General features: G+C 49.8%; 16 protein-coding genes. 11 read left to right on the top strand and 5 right to left on the bottom strand.

The annotated features are described in order from the left end of the window. Positions 1-5 precede the first annotated feature (5 nt). From FHS30_RS04030 to FHS30_RS04020, 3 genes are read left to right on the top strand one after another with little or no spacing between them, the layout of a single operon-like run. A complete protein-coding gene (locus tag FHS30_RS04030) occupies positions 6-401 on the top strand; it encodes a hypothetical protein (protein ID WP_183908544.1) in 396 nt (131 codons plus the stop codon). Further along, positions 376-813, top strand: coding sequence for a hypothetical protein (locus FHS30_RS04025; RefSeq protein WP_183908543.1), 438 nt, complete (start codon positions 376-378; stop codon positions 811-813). Before FHS30_RS04030 ends, FHS30_RS04025 begins: the two co-directional genes overlap by 26 nt. Before the next feature lie 40 nt (positions 814-853). Next, complete coding sequence (locus tag FHS30_RS04020; protein ID WP_183908541.1) at positions 854-1,027, top strand: hypothetical protein; 174 nt, start codon at positions 854-856, stop codon at positions 1,025-1,027. 29 nt (positions 1,028-1,056) lie between these two features. Here FHS30_RS04020 and FHS30_RS04015 read toward each other — a convergent pair whose 3' ends face one another. Together FHS30_RS04015 and FHS30_RS04010 are read right to left on the bottom strand one after the other, a co-directional pair. Next, the gene (locus FHS30_RS04015) at positions 1,057-1,437 is read right to left on the bottom strand and encodes a PilZ domain-containing protein (protein WP_183908539.1); all 381 of its coding nucleotides are present in this window, start codon (positions 1,435-1,437) and stop codon (positions 1,057-1,059) included. 21 nt (positions 1,438-1,458) lie between these two features. Continuing rightward, positions 1,459-3,153 (bottom strand): DUF1631 family protein, encoded by a 1,695-nt coding sequence (locus FHS30_RS04010; protein ID WP_183908536.1) that lies wholly within the window; start codon positions 3,151-3,153, stop codon positions 1,459-1,461. A 421-nt stretch (positions 3,154-3,574) separates the two neighbouring features. On the opposite strand from FHS30_RS04010, the gene FHS30_RS04005 reads away from it, so the two are divergent. The 6 genes from FHS30_RS04005 to FHS30_RS03980 all read left to right on the top strand — a co-directional run bounded on the left by FHS30_RS04005 (position 3,575) and on the right by FHS30_RS03980 (position 11,540). After that, a complete protein-coding gene (locus FHS30_RS04005; RefSeq protein ID WP_183908534.1) occupies positions 3,575-5,686 on the top strand; it encodes a putative bifunctional diguanylate cyclase/phosphodiesterase in 2,112 nt (703 codons plus the stop codon). Then, complete coding sequence (locus FHS30_RS04000; protein ID WP_183908532.1) at positions 5,679-8,216, top strand: chemotaxis protein CheB; 2,538 nt, start codon at positions 5,679-5,681, stop codon at positions 8,214-8,216. Before FHS30_RS04005 ends, FHS30_RS04000 begins: the two co-directional genes overlap by 8 nt. Before the next feature lie 143 nt (positions 8,217-8,359). After that, positions 8,360-8,806: a DUF4389 domain-containing protein gene (locus tag FHS30_RS03995; RefSeq protein ID WP_183908530.1), complete on the top strand. Its 447-nt coding sequence runs from the start codon at positions 8,360-8,362 to the stop codon at positions 8,804-8,806. Between the two features lie 51 nt (positions 8,807-8,857). Continuing rightward, complete coding sequence (locus FHS30_RS03990) at positions 8,858-9,646, top strand: LiaF transmembrane domain-containing protein (protein WP_183908528.1); 789 nt, start codon at positions 8,858-8,860, stop codon at positions 9,644-9,646. Positions 9,647-9,747: 101 nt separating this feature from the next. Further along, on the top strand, positions 9,748-10,761 hold the full coding sequence (locus tag FHS30_RS03985) for a sensor histidine kinase (protein ID WP_183908526.1): 1,014 nt from the start codon (positions 9,748-9,750) through the stop codon (positions 10,759-10,761). A 2-nt stretch (positions 10,762-10,763) separates the two neighbouring features. Further along, a complete protein-coding gene (locus tag FHS30_RS03980; RefSeq protein ID WP_183908524.1) occupies positions 10,764-11,540 on the top strand; it encodes a LytR/AlgR family response regulator transcription factor in 777 nt (258 codons plus the stop codon). Between the two features lie 2 nt (positions 11,541-11,542). Here the strand turns inward: FHS30_RS03980 and FHS30_RS03975 are convergent, their stop codons facing one another. From FHS30_RS03975 to FHS30_RS03965, 3 genes are all read right to left on the bottom strand, one after another. Next, complete coding sequence (locus tag FHS30_RS03975) at positions 11,543-11,788, bottom strand: VF530 family protein (protein ID WP_183908522.1); 246 nt, start codon at positions 11,786-11,788, stop codon at positions 11,543-11,545. A gap of 87 nt (positions 11,789-11,875) precedes the next feature. Further along, a complete protein-coding gene (locus FHS30_RS03970) occupies positions 11,876-12,340 on the bottom strand; it encodes an NfeD family protein (protein ID WP_183908520.1) in 465 nt (154 codons plus the stop codon). Between the two features lie 15 nt (positions 12,341-12,355). Then, positions 12,356-13,306 (bottom strand): SPFH domain-containing protein, encoded by a 951-nt coding sequence (locus FHS30_RS03965; protein ID WP_183908518.1) that lies wholly within the window; start codon positions 13,304-13,306, stop codon positions 12,356-12,358. A gap of 276 nt (positions 13,307-13,582) precedes the next feature. Here FHS30_RS03965 and FHS30_RS03960 point away from each other — a divergent pair, with 276 nt between their 5' ends. Next, complete coding sequence (locus FHS30_RS03960) at positions 13,583-15,088, top strand: FG-GAP repeat domain-containing protein (RefSeq protein WP_183908516.1); 1,506 nt, start codon at positions 13,583-13,585, stop codon at positions 15,086-15,088. A 149-nt stretch (positions 15,089-15,237) separates the two neighbouring features. Further along, positions 15,238-18,867: an ATP-binding protein gene (locus tag FHS30_RS03955; RefSeq protein ID WP_183908515.1), complete on the top strand. Its 3,630-nt coding sequence runs from the start codon at positions 15,238-15,240 to the stop codon at positions 18,865-18,867. Positions 18,868-18,870 lie beyond the last annotated feature (3 nt).

Raw genomic sequence — 18,870 nt, 5'->3', positions numbered from 1 at the left:
TAGTAATGAATAAGAAACTGGCGCATTTTATATTACTTACCCTCGACATTGGTGCAATCCTTGGCGCCTACATTGCCTATCAACATGCTGTAAGCACGTTGTCGAGCATCAGCATGGGAATCGAAAAAATCGCCTTTGAAAGCTCAACTCTCTACTATTTTTTTGCGCTTATTATCCCAGCACTACACGCTACAGCACTCACCCATAACGATCACACAAAAAACACTAAACAGACAACCATAATAAATACCAGCTTAGCGATCATCGTATTAGTAATAATCTCAGGAAAACACATGGCGACCAACAATATAGAATCTGCACTGGCAAACGCCAACTACAAACCTTGCGAACATTTAAACAAAGGAAAATTCGAACGTGCCACATACAAAAAACAGTGCTAAGTTCGCAGCTTTACTATTGCTTATAATTAGCACCCCTACGCTTGCAGGCACTGAAGTAAATTGCAGGATCGATTCCGACAGCTTTTTAGAGCCTGGTTACAAAGAAATCCAATCTGAAAGTGTCATGCTATCTGACGCACCTGGCATGCCTAATGGCCGTGGACAAATATATTCCTCTAAAAACTTCGACATTTTTGTCAGCACCTCTGGCTACACAAGAACCAGCGAAGGGATTACCCTAGGCACCTACGACATCCAGCTAGTTGACCGTTCAAAAAAACAATCAATGGCCGCAACATCTGCAAGCGATGGTCACAAAATGGCAGCACTAACTCTTACCGGAATGGATGATAAACAATCCCCTATTAGTCGTTTGATAGTTACTTGCTTTGGAACTACACCCCTCCAGTAAAGATGAAGCAAGCTCAGAGATCAAAGGCGCAGGCAGCCGGATGCCGCGCCTATATAACTTTCAAGGAGTCTGCTCCCTTAGGCGTGGCGAATACAGCGCCGAAAACAACCCACTGGTCAAAGCGCCGCACACCCAAGACGATGTACTGGCCACAGAGTGGGATCGCCCCTACTCCCGCGAAAAAGAGAAGTTAGCGCGCTTGCTTGGATGTTAACCCTTATGGCACAGATCGCGAAAAATCGATTAGGTGAACTCGGAATCACAACAGCGGGCGACAAACGCTTTCCAACTCGCGATGTCCGAACCCTCAGACTCATACAGGCTCAAGCCCAGTAAAAATTCTTGCTCGGCGCCATAGGGTCGGACCCACTTAACTTCGGTGATCAGGGTAAAACGTAATTGCTCGCCAGTAGCTGACTGGGTTTGAACACATGTGCGCAATATATTACCCGCCAATAATTCTCGATCAGCGATTACCCGCAATCCGTTCGCCGATAAATCAAGACTGCGCGTGATAATGATTTCCGGATCAGCCGCCAAGCCTGCGCTTGGTAGTTCGATAAACACCGTCATGGCGGTGCTCAAGCGAAACTCCTGACGCTGATCATTCTGGGCATCCGACATTAGCTTAATTCCTGCGTCAATTTATGCACTGGTTCGACGAAGGCCACGTATGACCTTGGCCAGCTGGTCTTCAAAGTTGTTGCCTTGATGTAAGAGCGAAAGCTCGCCAACGGCAAAGCGGTCAATGAGCTCTGCACGGGTGGTCTCGGCATGTTTTCGGTTCAGTTCATCTACGAATATATATTTGCCAACGCCACTCAATATCACCGACAACTTAATGCGCTGCTCGCTTTCATCCTTGTGCTCCAACAACCATGCTCCCACCTGCAAGGCCGCAACCTGCGCCTCCGCCTGCTGGGCGTTTTCTGTACGGGCTTTGGTCCTGGCCGCCGCTTGTGCCAATTGCTCATCGCGATCCTGTTGAGCTTTGGCTTCATTCAATGCCCGGGCTTCCGCCATGGCCTTGTGGGCCGAGAGCCGACGGGCTTCGAGTTCGTCTTTGGCCGCTTGATGCGCCGCTTGGCGGGCTTTGTTTAACGCTGCATTGGCCTGCGCCACACAGGGCTCAAGCCATCGGCGCAAAATATCACTGGGCGTTTGTCGATTGAGCTGTCGCCCGACACCGGTGGCTAAACAGGCAGCACATTCAGATTTATTTTGCGCAAAGGCTTTGCGTCCAAAGGCATCGACAAACAGAACCTGTTGCAGGTCTGGGCGGTTCAACGCCATTTGATAGGGCCTTACGCCCTCATCTTCACGCTCGAACAAAAACCAACTGCCCTCTTTGAACGCGCTCAATTGCTCCACCAGCGACGGTGTAATGGTGGCCGAACTTGCGGCTGCGGCGACGGCAAGTGGCGCCAGAGGTTCACAGGCCAGGTCTTCTTTTTTAATGGCCGCCATTAAATGCTCATTGAGCGATTCAACCCACTGCTCATAGGCTGCGGGATCGGCCGTAGCGATGGCCAGGCTCTGCTCAAGTTGGTCTAACAACGGTGGAATACGGCTGTAAAGCTGTTGATCAGCACCAGCTTGGTCACTGTCGACATCGCAGGAAAAACACTGCCCAAGCACGGGCAACATTTTTTCCCAAAGCGTCCAAAACGTGGCGACCTTATAGCGCGCGTCCCCGTGGGTGAGAATCAAATGCTGCAACTCACCCTGCAAAACTTCTTGCAAAGGCTTTACCAATGCAATCGGAAAGGGGCGCCCGGCAAGGTGCTTATTCAACAGTGCAACCACCTGACATTTAGCCGAGTGCAAACGCATATCACTTAATTCTGATTCGCATAGCCGCTCGGTCAGCAGCGCCGCCCGTGCCTGCTTGCGCTCGCCTAGCTGTAGCAGTTGCGTGACATGGGCAATACACTGGCTTGCAGCATCGCTCTCTGCCTGCGCCAACGCTGTAGGTGCGCACTCACACAAGCTGACCACAAGTGACTCACTCTCGCGGCTCGTTTTATCGGAATCTGGGCGCCAGAGAACACCGTATTCATGTAGCCAGCGGGCAAACTGCCACAGCCAATGGTCGTGCTGCACCACCAAAGCCTCATTGTTGGCCAGCGCCTGCATGAAATCTGCATGCAGCGGTTGAATCAACTGCCGACACCGCGCATCCAACCCGTGTGGACACAAGAGCGGCGCAAATAATTGGTCCGCCATGGCCGCGCGGTATTCAACAACGGTTAACCCGTGAATCTTGGCGAGCGTGGCCCACAGCTTGGCTAACTGTCCGACATCGCCAGCGAACATGGCCTCTAGTTCAAATCGCGCCATAGGCTAGGAGGGGTTCTTTGTGAATGAAGTTATTAATATAGCGAAGGGCTGCGGTTTGGGCTGGTATTTACCGCAAACTATCTACCAAGTTCCAGCACCAAGCCCATGGCCTTGGCATTAACTCGCTAGTTGAGGGCTCTTGAGCGCGATGAGCAGTTATCAAAACGTTGCGAAATCAGCAGAAACCGCAGCCCTCCCCGTGTCCGACAAGTTGAAATTATCCATATATATCATGAGCTTAGATAAAATTTCACGCCAAACATAGCGCAAGTCAACCGCGGCAAATCCCGCCCCCAGCTCGTCCTTCAATTTAGTGGCTTCAATGCCAATGAAATGAGGGGCAAATAGCAACTATACTGTGGTAATCGTACAAAAATTGAGCAGCGCAAAGCGGCCAATGAATGCAGGGTATAAATTGCCTATGAATGCGTCAGAAAGTGATAGCTCCGCCGCTGATTGCCTCGATCACCACCGGCAGGTGCTGCTCAGCCTAATGAGCAATGCCGATATCGGCTCGGCGGTCCTCTCGGATTCTGGCAACCTCATTAGCGCCAACCCAACACTTCAGCGCTGGGCGGGTATCGCCCCGTCCACCCAAGACCTCCCGTTTCATCAAGGGATCATGTCGCTACAGAAATCTTTAAGGAGCTTTAAAGCGCGCAAGTCGCTCTTGCACTTACTGTTTGAATTCCAAATTAATCGGGTAGGCCTAAAACATCCCTTAGAGGCACAGGGCATCCTCACACGTACCAAGCAAATCGCCTCACAACATGAATATGGTTTGATATGCTGGCTCAAACCTCGCACAAAGCCCACCGACAAGGCGGCCATCAACACCGCCCTCGACAAACTGCTTTACACGGTGCCGATTGGCATTATTAGCATTAATGGCGACTGGGAATGCGAGTTTATCAACGAGGAATTTTGTTTACTTACCGAACGAACTGAAACCGAATTGGCGGGCCGAAACTGGACCTCCATTTTTGCACACCACAACGATCGCCTGCAGACATTAGTGACCCAGGTGACATTAAAAGGCGCTGCCCGTATCGAAATAGTGGTAGATCACCCTGGCAGAAGAAAGAAAACCCTCGAACTCGACTTTAAGGCACACCTCAATCCCGACGGCAGTTTAAATCATGGCGTTGGCGCCTTGGTCGACGTCTCAGATCGCGTCGAACGACAGAACGATATTCACAGACTCGCCAACTTCGACCCCGTCACAGGTTTACACAACAGGCTTTCGATCCAGCACCAACTGGAGCGCTACATCGAAATCGCGCAGAAACTGAAACAACCCATACAGCTACTGTTTATCGACCTCGACAGTTTCAAAATCATCAATGACCTATATGGACATCAAGTCGGCGACAAGCTGCTCAAGGAGGTGGGCCAACGCATCACAGCCTGCGTGCGCGAGAGTGATATTGTCTCGCGCTTTGGCGGCGATGAATTTCTATTGCTCATTCCCGGCAATATTGACCACGCAACAGTAGACAACATTGCTGAAAACATTCTTGAAAAAGTAAGCCTTTCTTACCTTATAGAAGGATTAACGCTACACACAACGGCGAGTATTGGCATCGCAGATTACAGCCCGCTATTTAACGACAACAACACCCCGTGCGCGTCGCCCCAACTGATTATGGACGACATCATTCAGCGGGCCGACATTACACTTTATAGCGCCAAACAAAACGGGAAAAATCGGTTTGCGCGGTTCACCAGCGGCAACACACAAAAAATTACGGAGCTGTACAACATTCTACAGCGCCTCCCCGACGGTATTGCCAACTGTGAGTTCTCCATGAACTACCAGCCCATCATCCACGCGCGCACAGGGAAACTCGTTGCGATAGAGGCGCTTATCCGCTGGCACAACAAAGATCTGGGCTGGATTCCACCAGACAAGTTTATTCACATCGCTGAGGCACATGGAAAAATAACGCAGGTGCAATATTGCATGCTCAACTGCGTGTGCCAGGACTTACAGGAAATTAAGTTAAAGCTGCCTCAGACGGACTGCCCCATTAGAACAGCCATCAATTTGAGCGGCAGCCAAATAGCGGATATTGAGCACCTCAACCAATATTTGAGCACACTTGAAAATCAAGGGCTGTCACCCACAGAAATAACACTGGAAATTACCGAAAATATGCTCGTGGGTGACGCCAAAGAGATTGTCGAGTACCTCAATGAACTCATTCACCGTGGCTATGCCATTGCTTTAGACGATTTTGGCACAGGCTATTCTTCGCTAAGCTATTTAGCGCGAATCCCCATCAGCACGGTAAAGCTTGACAAAAGCTTTATCGATCCTATAGAAAACAACAAAGCCCAAATGTCGCTCGTCAGCGGGGTGTTACAACTGGCTCACTCGCTGGGCCTGAAGGTCGTTGCGGAGGGCGTTGAGCACGCCAGTCAACGCAACTTGCTGATCGACATGGGCTGCGATTATATACAGGGCTATCTGATTGCCAAGCCCATGGCGCCAGAAGAATTGATAAAATGGATTTCACTGCAAAATGAATAATAAAAAACTACAAGCGCACAATGACCTTAGTTCAAAAAATGCAAAATATGTGGTGGGAATAGGCAGCTCTGCGGGCAGCCTGAGTGCATTGAAAGATTTCTGTAAAGGGCTCAAAAAAGACACCAATGCCGCCTTTATTCTATTGCAGCATTTATCGCCTGATTTTAAAAGCATCATGGACGAAATCCTAGAAAAGCATTGCCCAATACCCATAAAACTGGCCCAAGACCTTCAAGTCATTGAGAAAAATACATTCTACATTTTGGAAGAGCGCAAATACCTGAGTCTGGGCGACGGCAAGATCATACTGTCCAACATACGCCCCGATAAACTGCATCACCCCATTAATTACTTCTTCAAATCACTCGCTGAGGAATACCAAAACAGGGCGTGCGGGGTGATCCTTTCAGGCACGGGCAACGACGGCATGGACGGCATGATAGCACTGCACAATGTCGGCGCAAAACTCTACTGCCAATCACCGGAAGACGCTGAGTTCGACGGTATGCCGCGCGCGGTTTTGGACACCGAATTAAACATTTTTTCCGCACCCGCCGATGAACTGGGCCGCAGCATTAGCGAGCATCTGCGCATGCGTGGCAACTCAGACGTCAATATCGTTAAAAATTCCAGCGACTTCAAAAACGCTGAGAAGATATTCGCGCTCATTAGAAATTCGTCCAATATTGATTTCAGCGAGTATAAAATCGGCACAGCAGAAAGACGCATTCAACACCGTATGGGCGTATTGGAAATCACCGACTTTTCCGATTACTACGATTACATATTGCGCGAAGAGAAAGAAGTGGCCCTGCTTGCTAAAGACATGTTGATTGGAGTCACACAGTTTTTTCGAGATCGAGAAGTATGGGATCAGCTGTTGGAACACACCATCAAACCACTGATTCTCGAAAAGCCGGACGGTGAAACCATTCGCGTATGGGTGCCAGGCTGTGCCAGTGGCGAAGAAGCCTACACCCTTAGCATGTTGTTTGAGTACGCCCAAGAACAACTGAATGTCACCCGAGAAGTCCGTATTTTCGGGTCAGATGTGGGGCGCGCGGGCTATCGGGATTCACTCACCGGCGCCTATGACATCAGTGTAGAAAAAGACATTCCAAAGCCTTTTCTCGAACGCTACTTCGACCGCATTGACAATAAACTGATCCTCGATGAAAAAGTGCAAGCCAATGTTGTATTCACCACTCACAATGTTGCCTTCGATCCGCCCTTTTCCAACATGGATTTAGTGAGTTGTCGCAATCTTCTCATCTACTTTCAACCCAGCGCCCAAAAACGCATCATTTCATATTTTCACTTCTCCCTAAGATCCAATGGATTTTTACTGTTGGGGTTTGCTGAGTCGATCGGTGCATTATCTGACTACTATCACACCATTGACTCTCATTACCGAATCTATCAGAAGAACAGCGATACGCGCATATCACTTACCGATGCGGGCTTTAACAATAATACGCTGGCAGACCAGCGACATACGATGGAACAATCTGCGCGGATCAAAAACTACCTTAAAACGTCTGATTATTCGCTCGCAGAAAAGTCAAACATATCACGCTGCAAAGATATTATCGTAAACGCCTATGCGCCGCCTAGTTTTGTAATTGACACATTACACAACGTCGTTTACAGCTTTGGCAACACAGAGCCCTTCTCGCAAAAATTGAAACCAGGCGTAAGCTCGCTCCACATCATGTCGCAGCTGCACCAAGACGTTGCCTCGGTAGTCAATACGTTACTTAAAAAGCTTGATGCTACGCGCAAACCTGTTCGTGTCGAGAATGTTATTTTGCTTCCGGAAAACCTGAAGGTAACTGTCGAAGCAAGCTGCTTGGAAAACAACACCACCCATCAAATAGACAACTATATTGTCAGTGTTGTTACCCAGACTACAGTCAGTGCTGAGGAGACTGCCGAAGAGCGCGACTACCGACGAAACAGTTTATTGAACCAGCAAATATCACGGCTTGATGCCGCATTATTAGACGCACGGGAAATATTAACGGAACGCCAACACGACATAGAAACGTTGGCAGAAGAACTGCAATGTTCGAATGAAGAATTAATGGCAGCCAACGAGGAGTTACAATCCAGCAATGAAGAATTGCAATCGGTCAACGAAGAATTGTTTACCGTCAACAGTGAATATCAGGAGAAAATCAAAGAACTTGAGTCGGCGAATTTCGATCTCGACAACCTTTTGAAATACACCGAAATGGGGGTCATCTACTTAGACACCAACTCACTTATTCGCCGCTTTACTCCTAAGGCCCGGGAATACGTGAAGGTACTGCCGCTCGACCTTAATCGCCCATTCACCGACCTGTCACTCACCTTTGATTGTGACAAACTCCATGATCTCATCAATCAAGCAAGTATAGAAAAACGCAAAATAAGCCACCGCATTCAAAACACCGCAGGGCCTGGCATTGGCATTTCGATCAATCCCTACCTCGATAAATACGACAACCTAGAGGGCATCATCCTCATATTCCAACACCATGAAACCTAACACTTAGGTTTCTACCCATTCTGCGGCCCACAGGCGTCGCCTACCGATGCCTAACCGCCGTTAACCGAAATCCGGTCCATTCCCCCCGTTGGGTTGCTTAGTATACAGCTGACCAACTGACTTATACCCAACGGAGCAACCCAATGAACCAACCATCACAAGATCAAATTTTCGCCAACATGACCAACGGCCCCACCTGGATTCGGCTTGTCTACATGGTCATCTACGGTATTATCCTTCACCTTGCAGGCATGTTGATGTGGATACTTTGCAGCGTCCAATTTATATTTACCCTGCTATTCGGGCAGGACAATGAAAATATCCGCAAGATGTGCGCAACTATTACCCAGTACATTCAAGAAGCACTCACCTTTGTGAGCTATAACGGCGACGCTAAGCCATTTCCCTTTTGTGACAATACACAGGCAAAAACAGAGGAAAGCACAAACAGCACCACGCACACTGCGGCAGATAGCGACATTATCGATGGAAGTATCGAAGAGCCCGAGACAGCGGCAGAGGAAGGCGCTAAACAACCCTCCACTGGCACCTCAGAATCAGAGCAAGACAACACGGATTCGCGCCCATAGCGCGATTTCCGGCATAACTGACACATATACAGCACTCTTGAGAGACCCGATATGAGTAAGCACAACGACAATATGACGCCACGCACACTGTTTGGCATTGGTTTAGTGGCCTTCGCAGTGTTGCTGTTTCTCAACAATATCGGGATTCCCTTTCTGGGTTTGGTCCTGAAAAACTGGCCGGTACTGCTCATTATTGCGGGTGCCGTCCAACTGTACGGTCGCCGTGAAAAGGAGGGAACAGAAACCCGCTGTCGCCAATATTTGCCCCATACCTTAATCGGACTGGGCGTGCTGTTCCAACTCGCAAACTGGCACATTCTTAACTTCAGTATCAGTGCGCTGATAATTCCCATCATTTTACTAATTGCCGGAATAAACTTAATCCGCCAGAAGGCCAGCAGTGGCCCGAAGGGCGATAGCGATACCTCCACCATAGGCATTGTCATCGATGGTGAACTGGACCAAGAACAACCGGGTACGACTTCCGAACAACCTGGTGACACCAAAATAGATGTATTTACCATATTAGGTGGCGGCAATTTTTCCACCCGCTCTAAACGACTAACAGGTGGCAGCGTCATCGCTATTTTAGGGGGCGCCGAGGTAGATATTCGAGAAGCCGACAGCAAAAATGGGGCTATCGAAATTGATGTGCTCGCTTTTATGGGGGGTGCAGAAATCAAGGTGCCCGCCCACTTCAACGTCACCGTGAAGGTTTTGCCAATGCTGGGCGGTGTCACGAACAAAACCACTTGTCTTGCAGACAAGCTGGGGATGCCCGAAAAACATTTGGTGATTACGGGCATGGTTTTGCTTGGCGGCCTAGAAATAACTAACTAAAACAACAATAAGCTAAGTATATGCACCCTTTCTTTGGTTCCAATCGAAGCCTTATGACGCTTTTTGTCGTTTGGTCAACAATCTGCATTAGCATAGCGGCAATGTTAATCCAGCTTGCCGAACCGTTTCAAATTGTCAGTCCGATCAGTTCAATTAGCTTACTGACAATTCCCTGGTACTTCTTCCTCTTGTTTTTTTGCATTTCCAACTACTACCTGTGCGTCCGCCTACCAGCGAACAGGTACACGGCACTGCAACTGCTGGCTATCCACAGTTTGGCAGCTGCCATCACGATTGGACTATGGATGCTACTGGGTTGGAGCTGGGCGCGCGCACTGGCTGAATTAAATACCTACGAACCCAGTGTGGTATACGCACAGAGTCAGATGATTAACACTATTATTGGCCTGCTGCTGTACGGTATTTGGGTGTTGATTCACTACACCTACTTAATGGCGAAAGGCGACCATACAGAAAATGCGGATGCACTCGCGCAAAAGTTGCTTATCAGCAACATTGAACTGCAAACCATCAAAGCGAGCGTACACCCACACTTTATGTACAACAGCTTGAATATGCTGGCCAATTTATCAATTATCGCGCCCGATAAAATTCACGATAAATGTGTTCAAATGTCTGAGTTTTTACGCTACAGCGTGAACTATTCCAAGAATGAGCTGGTCACCATTGAAGAAGAGTTGAATCACGTCAAAAACTACCTCGCCATTGAGCGAGAGCGGTTCGGTGAGGGTCTTGAAGTATTCATCGAGGTGGACAACAACGCGCTCGGCCAGCCGGCCATGCCCCTATTGCTATTTCCCCTCATTGAAAACGCCATCAAACATGGCATTCAATCCCACGCTGGTGCCGGTTTCATCAAAATATCGATTAAACAAAACCAAAACAGCATTGATTTGTGTGTAAGCAATAGCTACGACCCCACCGGCAACAAAGCTCAGAGCACCAAACACGGGCTCGCGTCTTTGAAGAAGCGATTGCAAAGTTACTATGGGCCCGGGTCGCGCTTTAACGCCGAGCAAACCGACGAGGTTTACAGCGTCGCACTGTCACTGCCCTTTCTTACGCGCGCTACCGCCCTACCCCAGAGAAAATGATTATGGAATCGCCAGAACACATTAGTGCCATTATCGTGGATGATGAATCGCACGCTCGCCAAGCACTGAAAACGCTGCTGAATGCGCACCCCAACATACAGGTGCTGGCTGAATGTGAAAATGGCATAAGCGCCGTCAAAGCGGTGAATGATTTAAACCCACAAGTGATGTTTTTGGATATAAACATGCCAAAACTGGATGGCTTTGATGTCTTGGAGCTGCTGGGGGATACCGCACCGTTAACGGTGTTCATCACGGCTCACAACGACTATGCCATTCAAGCATTTGAAAAGAATGCCGTTGACTATCTCCTGAAGCCGGTCAACAAAGACCGATTACTACAGAGTGTTGAACGTATCGCGCAAAGAGTCGCCCACGAAACACCGGCGCAATACCAAGCCCAGCAGCAATCAGCGGCGCAGCAAATGAATCAACCCGGCGCGCCCATCCAGCGAATTTTAGTGCGCGATAAAGGCGATGTGTATGTCATTGCAACCAAAGACATCACCGCCATTGAGGCCGCAGACGACTATGTCGTTATCCACACGCCAGAAGCCAGCCACATCAAGCAAGAGCGACTTTCAAAGTTGGAAGACCAGTTAGACAGCCAGCAATTTTGCCGAATTCATCGGTCTACCTTAATCAATCTTGATTTTTTACAGGGCATAGAAACAGAGGCAAAAGAAACGCGCTTTGCGGTCATGAAAAGTGACAACAACAATCCCAAACAATACGCCATCAGCCGCAGCGGCTACAGCAAGTTGATTGAATTACTGTAACGCTAGCTATCGGGATTTTGGAGCCATGGATTATCGGCATTAAAGGTCGAAACGTAGAGCGCCTCAACCTTTTCGCGCGCCCAGGGCGTTTTACGCAGAAATTTCAGACTTGATTTTATTGAGGGTTCAGACTTAAAGCAGTTGATGTTGATGCGCGCACTAAGTCCGGCCCAGCCATAATGGGCCTGCAACCGTTCAACAATGTGCGCCAGTGTTTTACCGTGCAGTGGGTTATTCGCTTGAGTCATAGCTAAATCTTTTAAGGTTCAATTTTGCCTGCTAACGCAAAGCCCCTGCATTAGGGCTTTGCGCCACAGCATGTAGCCGCGCAACCGCTATAGGGCTTGCACCTTAAACGCGCCCACCTCCACTGACACCACCGTCACACGACTACCTTTGGCAAGAGATTCAATACCTGCATCCAGTTCGACACGCCATTGAATTCCCGAGTATTGCAGCGTTCCCGGCTGGCTCTGCGTTACGTCCTCAGACAGCACAAACTCGTGCCCGACGAAGTCGCTACTGTTGTCTTTTTCAATGGGTTTGTTGCCTTGCAGGTTGCGCAGCGGTTGCCATAACACCACCGCAGAAAGGCCTGAACTGATGCCAGTGCAGGAAATACCCGCAACCCAAGTTTCTGGCAACACGCCGACAAACATCAAGCCGCCGGTAATCAGAGCACCAAGCCCGGCAAACAAAAACACACCAGCCGCAAATCCCACTAGCACTTCTAAAACCAGCAGTGCAAATCCTGCGACCAACCAGAATTCTGTTTGGTGTTGATTGATGTATTCAACCATAGAGATGCCTCGCGTTTAGCTGGGAGTTTTAGGACTGTTAAGGGTACCGATGATGGTCATAGCCTCGGCAACTACGCTGGCTGCACTGCTGCTGCCATCGGGCAATAACACCACGGTAGAATCTTTTGCGATAGCACGCTTGGCATCGATGGCCTTGTCGGCAAGATCCAACTGAATGGCTTTTTGCCCCTCAGTGGTGGCCGCGACCCGGCCAACCGTATCGAGGGCTTTCGCTTTTGCATCGGCCACTGCAATAATTGCCTTCGCCTCACCTTCAGCACGCAAAATTTGCTCTTCTTTGTCAGCTTCAGCTGCCAGTACCTGGGCCTGTTTATCACCCTCTGCCACGTTGATGGCAGACTGCCGATGACCCTCAGATTCCAAGATGGTCGCGCGCTTCTCGCGCTCGGCTTTCATCTGGCGCTCCATTGCATCCAAAATGGTGCGCGGCGGCTCGATGTCTTTGATCTCATACCGCATCACCTGCACGCCCCAAGGTTCAGACGCCGCATTAATGGCATTGACGATATTGATGTTTAGACTTTCGCGCTCTTCAAAGGTTTTATCCAAATCAATTTTACCGATCTCACTGCGCATGGTGGTCTGTGCCAATTGGGTTACGGCATACACGTAATTGTCGACACCGTAGGAGGCCTTGTAGGGATCCAACAGCTTGAGGTAGAGCACGCCGTCCACTACCAAAGAAATGTTGTCTTTGGTGATCGCCGCTTGGCTGGGCACATCGTAGGCATGCTCTTTCAATGATTGGTTGTAGGCGACCCGATCAAAAATTGGCATCAGCCAGTTCAAACCAGCCACCATGGTTTTGTGATAGCGCCCAAAACGTTCGACCACATAAGCATGATTTTGCGGTACAAACTTGATGGATGACTTAAGTACGATAAAGACCAAAACGGCCAATCCCGTCCAAAAGCTAAAAATGATATTTAATAATTCTTCGCTCATGAGCACTCCTTAACGAATATTCCTTGTTGTTTTATGTTTGTTCTTACCTGCCTGCGGCGCTAGTGGAACTAAATCGCGCAAGCTATGCCTAATCATACCGACATATTGACTGCCTGTGTGCGCAATTTAGGGTCATGTCCACAGCACACAAGGCGGTTTGACAGGCACTTGGCTCCGCTCAACCCAGCGAGCGCCACGCACGCTTGAATGTCGCAGACGCGCCGCGCAAGATACGCGCTTTAACAAATACGACAAAACAAAGATAAGGGAAGACTTATGCGATATCGCATGCAGTTAGTCGCCACGGGGTTTTTATTGGCATGGTCGCAGGTTAATTTCGCACAAAGTTTTGAGGAACATCGCATCGAGGCGCCAGGGCCGCTGATTCAGCCTGCCCAAACAGCCGATTTACTGCCGGGCGGAGGCCACGAGCTGATACTGTTTACCCAGTCAAACAATGCGCGCCAATTGCACATCTATCAATGGCAAGGCGACAGTTTCAGCCAGGCCGCTCACGTAGCAATTGCGCCAGAATACTTCAGTTACGACATCTCTGAACCCAATGATCAAGGCGCACAGTCGCTGTTTTTTCTCGCCGCCGATTCCTTGGCCCAACTCGTTGTCAACGGCGCTAGCGCAGCACTGGAACAGCGCGCAGCTGTGCGATCGTTGGTGCGCGAAACCCAACCCTCGTTCATCTACAGAGATGCGTTTCTACAACCCCTACAGGGCAAGAATCAAAACGCAGCGGTGATCGCCGACTTTGATCAGTTGCACGTTATCACCCACCTCGGCACCGCACAGCAACGCCAACACACGCTGCCCATTGGCCCACAAATCATCATGGATAATCGAGGCGCCCGCTATACTCCCGCGCCAATCTATACCGCCGATATCAACGGTGACCACCGACAAGACCTAATCCGGCCCCAAGAGGGCCAACTTCACCCGTTCCTGCAGCAGGAGGACGGCACCTTCAGCGCCGGAGCACCCCTGGCAATCGCACCCGATATCAGCGGTGTCGATTGGTGGTACAAGCGCGATATCAATGGCCAAGAACTCGATCAAAGCAACCTCACCTACCGCAAGCTTGAGCGGCTGCAAGATATCAACAATGATGGCCGCCCCGACATGATCGTGCGCTACACCCGCAGTCAAGGGGTTCTCGACCGCGTCAATGATTATGAGATTTATCTGGGCCAAGCGGCCTCAAGCGCAGAACCAGGCGCACCGGTGCAGTTCCATCGCCTGCCCGACTCCACGATTAAAGCCGAGGGCACCCTCACCGGGCTCAACATTATCGACATGCACGGCGACCAGCGCCCAGAAATTCTACTCTCGCGCTTCAACATCGGCATCACGCAAATTATTGGCGCGCTGCTCTCGGGCAGCATTGATCAGCAGGTGTACCTCTTTGCACAGGATGAGCAAGGCCATTTCGGTGCCAAGCCTGCCGCCAAAGAGCAGGTAGCTCTCAAATTTAGCCTTACCTCCGGCCGCTCGGGCAGCGCCATTACTCTGCTGGCAGACATCACCGGCGATGATGTGCAAGACCTCGTGTTGTCCAAAAGCGGCCATACGCTCGAAATCTACCCCGGCAACCGCACCGAAAAACTGATCGCTAAGAAGCCCTTGGCGTATAAAACCACATTGCCCGAAGACGGCAGCCACGTGCGCGCAGCGGATCTCAACAACGATGCTAAGGCCGATCTAGTACTCGGCTATGGGAAATTAGATAGTCCTGAACTATCCAATACAATATTGCTTCTTATAACTAAATGACTGTTTAACGCGGCGGAATAGCTGGCCTTACCGGTAATTTTCGCCGCCGAAAGCAATATTTAATCATCCGTCTAAATTGCCCCGCACAAACGGCATGCCTTGACTAAACTGAGTGCATCACTCAGCAAAGCCGAGGCAGACGCCGTTACATGCCCGTACACCGCCACCACGTACCCAGTTATTGGCCACGTTTTATCGCGATCACAAGCTGCCTCGCCCTGCTGGGTTGGCTCGGCAATTACACGTCTCTGCCACTGCTGTTTGGCATAGACTTTATTTTTGGATCAATTGCCAGTTTCGTTGCCCTTGCGCTGCTCGGGCCCCGCTCAGCCATCATCGTCGCGCTGATTGCATCCAGCTATACGTGGTTGCTTTGGAATCACCCCTATGCCATTGCCATTTTTGGGGCAGAAGTGGCCTTTGTGGCGCTCTGGCACCATCTGCGACCGCAACACAATCTCGTGTATGCAGACGTCTGCTATTGGCTGCTATTGGGCATCCCGCTGGTGCTGTTCTTCTATCAGTATTTCCTGAATGTTGGATTCGAACAGTCTGTATTTATCGGCACCAAACAAGCCATGAATGGCGTATTCAATCTACTGTGCGCCAACCTACTGGTACTGGCCGCGCGCAGCGTAGACTTCAAGGGGCTGCAAGCTTCGAGATTTTGCCAGCTAAGCATTCGGAATCTGACCTTTAATCTCGTTCTCGGCGTGGTGCTGTTGGTTGGCACAACACCGATCATTATCTATCAATACCAATTGAGCACATTGTTAGAACAAGACTTAGAAGAGGAAATGGCGGTCACGGCGAAACTCCTTGCCGCCCACGCCTATCTCAATGAATCGCCGTCAGAACTCCAGCAATGGCTCGCCGAATTGCCACTAGATGAGGCGCTATTTATCGAGTTACAAAAGAACGGCACGCGCATTCAGCGCGGCGCCGTTCCCCAAATAAACGAATATGACGCGACATCAAATAGCAAACTAACTCACTTAACACTGTTTGTTGACGGCAAGCAAAAGTCGATCATCCAACAATGGAACCAGGGAATATACGTTTACCAGCAAACATCGGGCGATTGGAACATCCTGCTGGGGCGCCCCGCCAATAAAGTTGTCCAAAAGCTGCAGGCGCGCAAGCAGGGTGCCTTTTTATTACTCAATGGATTGGTATTACTCGCAATATTATTGGCCCAAGTGCTAAGCAAAATAATTGAAACTCCACTCCAGCAATTGAGACGACGCACTCACAGCATTGGTGCGCAGTCCCCTGACGAAAAAACGGCGGACACTGCCAGCAACATTATCGAGTTTAGATTGCTATTTGAGGCCTTCCGTGACATGGCAGAAAGGCTCGACAACAGCCTTTCCGAACTCAAAAACACCAACGATACCCTAGAACAGCGGGTGGAAAATCGCACCAAGGATATTCAACGCTTGTCATTGGTCGCAAGTACAACCACTAACGGCGTCGTAATTCTCAACAACAAACATGAGATTGTTTGGACCAACCAGGCATTCCACAAAATGTTGGCGAAAAACAACAATCGGGTTTGGAGCAAGCCCTTCATACCCTTTCTTCGCATGCGCGACAACGCGCAAAAAACTGCTTTTGAACAAGCCATTGTTAACGAAGACAGATTCTCCATGCAACTCGACATACTCAACGACGAGCACAATAAATTGTGGGTTGACTTGGAATGGATTAATACCACACAAGAAAAACATGGGCACGAAGGTGTCATTGTTATTCTCAGCGACATTACCGCAGAAAAGCGCATTAACGATGAATTGACACACTATGCAGCGCGCTTGGAAAGCATCAATATCGCACAAGAAAAAGCGAAACAATTGGCCGAGGGCGCAGCGCTTGCAAAAAGTCAGTTCATGGCGAGCATGAGCCATGAGATTCGCACCCCCCTAAACGGCGTTGTGGGCATGCTTGGCCTATTAACCCGCAGTGAACAATCGGAGCAACAAAACCACTACACACAACTGGCACTGCACAGTGCTGAATCGCTGTTAAATATTATCAATGAAATATTGGATTTTTCGAAAATTGAAGCTGGCCAACTTCACATTGAAAGACTCGACTTCGATATCATTAAATTAATTTCAGACTTTGCAGCCACTGCAGCTGTGCGCGCACAGGAGAAAGGCATTGAGCTGTATTTAGATGCGACGGCACTAGAGCATACGAAAATTAACAGTGACTCCAGTCGCATACTTCAAATACTGAACAATTTAATGGGTAATGCCATTAAATTTACCGAGCAGGGCCACGTTCAGCTAGATGTCCACATTAGCGAAGACAATCAGGGTCAACACCAATTAGAGTGCACCGTATCTGACACGGGCATTGGCATTGAAGCGCACGTTTTACCCCATTTATTTGAAGCCTTTACCCAAGCTGATGCATCCACGACGCGCAAGTACGGCGGCACGGGCCTGGGCCTCGCCATCACCAAGCAACTGTGTGAGATTTTAGAGGGCCAGCTCGAAGTTGACAGCGTGCCCGGCCAAGGCAGCCGTTTTTCATTCCGCATTCCCATTGACATTGCCAGCGATGATCAGCCAGCCAGCCGACTATGGCCCGACCTCGCCAACCAAAACATCCTAGTGGTCGATGACCTTGAGCACCGGCGCGCGTTAACCTTGCGCTACTTGTCGCATACGGGCGCGCACATTATTGGCTGCGCCTCACTAGACGCCAATACCGACGTCGATGTGCAATGGCTACTGGCGGGACCAGAGTCGATAAACGCCATAGAGGCGCTGCGGGCATCAGGTAAACTCAGCCAATGCCACATTTTATTACTGTGTTCTCACAGCAAACGCGAAGAGCTTGTCGCCATAGGCCGCTGGGTAAACTTTCACCATTTACCCATACCCCTCACGCCACTGGCGATGGAACATCTACTACCCAATGCAACACCGCGGATTGAAACAACCAACAAACAACCTCGCACTCGGTGTATTGGTAAGCTATTGCTGGTGGAAGACAATCATGTCAACCAGGAACTAGCGCGCTCACTGCTGGAAGATATGGGCTACCACGTACGTATGGCAGCTAACGGCGCAGAAGCCATGGACCACCTCATCGACACGCCTCGACAAGATGCTTTCGATCTGGTTCTCATGGACTGCCAGATGCCCGAAATGGATGGCTACACAGCCACTCGGCACATTCGCAATGGCAAGGCAGGCCACTTTAACAAGGACATTCCCATCATAGCCATGACGGCCAATGCCATGCACGGCGATCGCGAGCGCTGCATGGAAGCCGGCATGAGCGACTACCTCACCAAACCCTTGGATTTTGATTTAGTTGAAAAAGTCCTGGGTAATTGGCTCGCAAATGAATCACCTAAACCGATTGCCACTGAAGTAGCCACGCCAGATTCACAGCCCACTAGCGCACCCACTGAGGAATTGGTGTGGGACAAAGCAGATGCCCTAAAGCGCGTGCGCCAACGGGAAGACCGCCTACGATCGCTGATAGAACTGTTCTTGCGGGACATGCCTGCTCGCTGTGAAAAAATAGAACAGTCGGTGCAAGACAACAACCTCGAAGACATTCAACGAGTCGCTCATGAGATCAAAGGCGTCGCCGGCAACATCAGCGCGAAGTGCCTGTATAAAACCGCCAGAGAATTGGAGCTCGCATGCAAAGAAAAGCGAGCTACTCAGCCTTTGTTCGAAAGATTAAAACAGGAAATGCAGCGTACCACCCAAGCATTTAACAATTATTTAGAACAGCCTGCACAGCAGGTGTAGCAA

It is taken from the genome of Simiduia aestuariiviva (assembly GCF_014192475.1).
Taxonomy (GTDB): Bacteria; Pseudomonadota; Gammaproteobacteria; order Pseudomonadales; family Cellvibrionaceae; genus Simiduia; species Simiduia aestuariiviva.
Note: the sequence above shows the minus strand (reverse complement) of the source record. Positions and strands in the feature narration are given on the sequence as shown.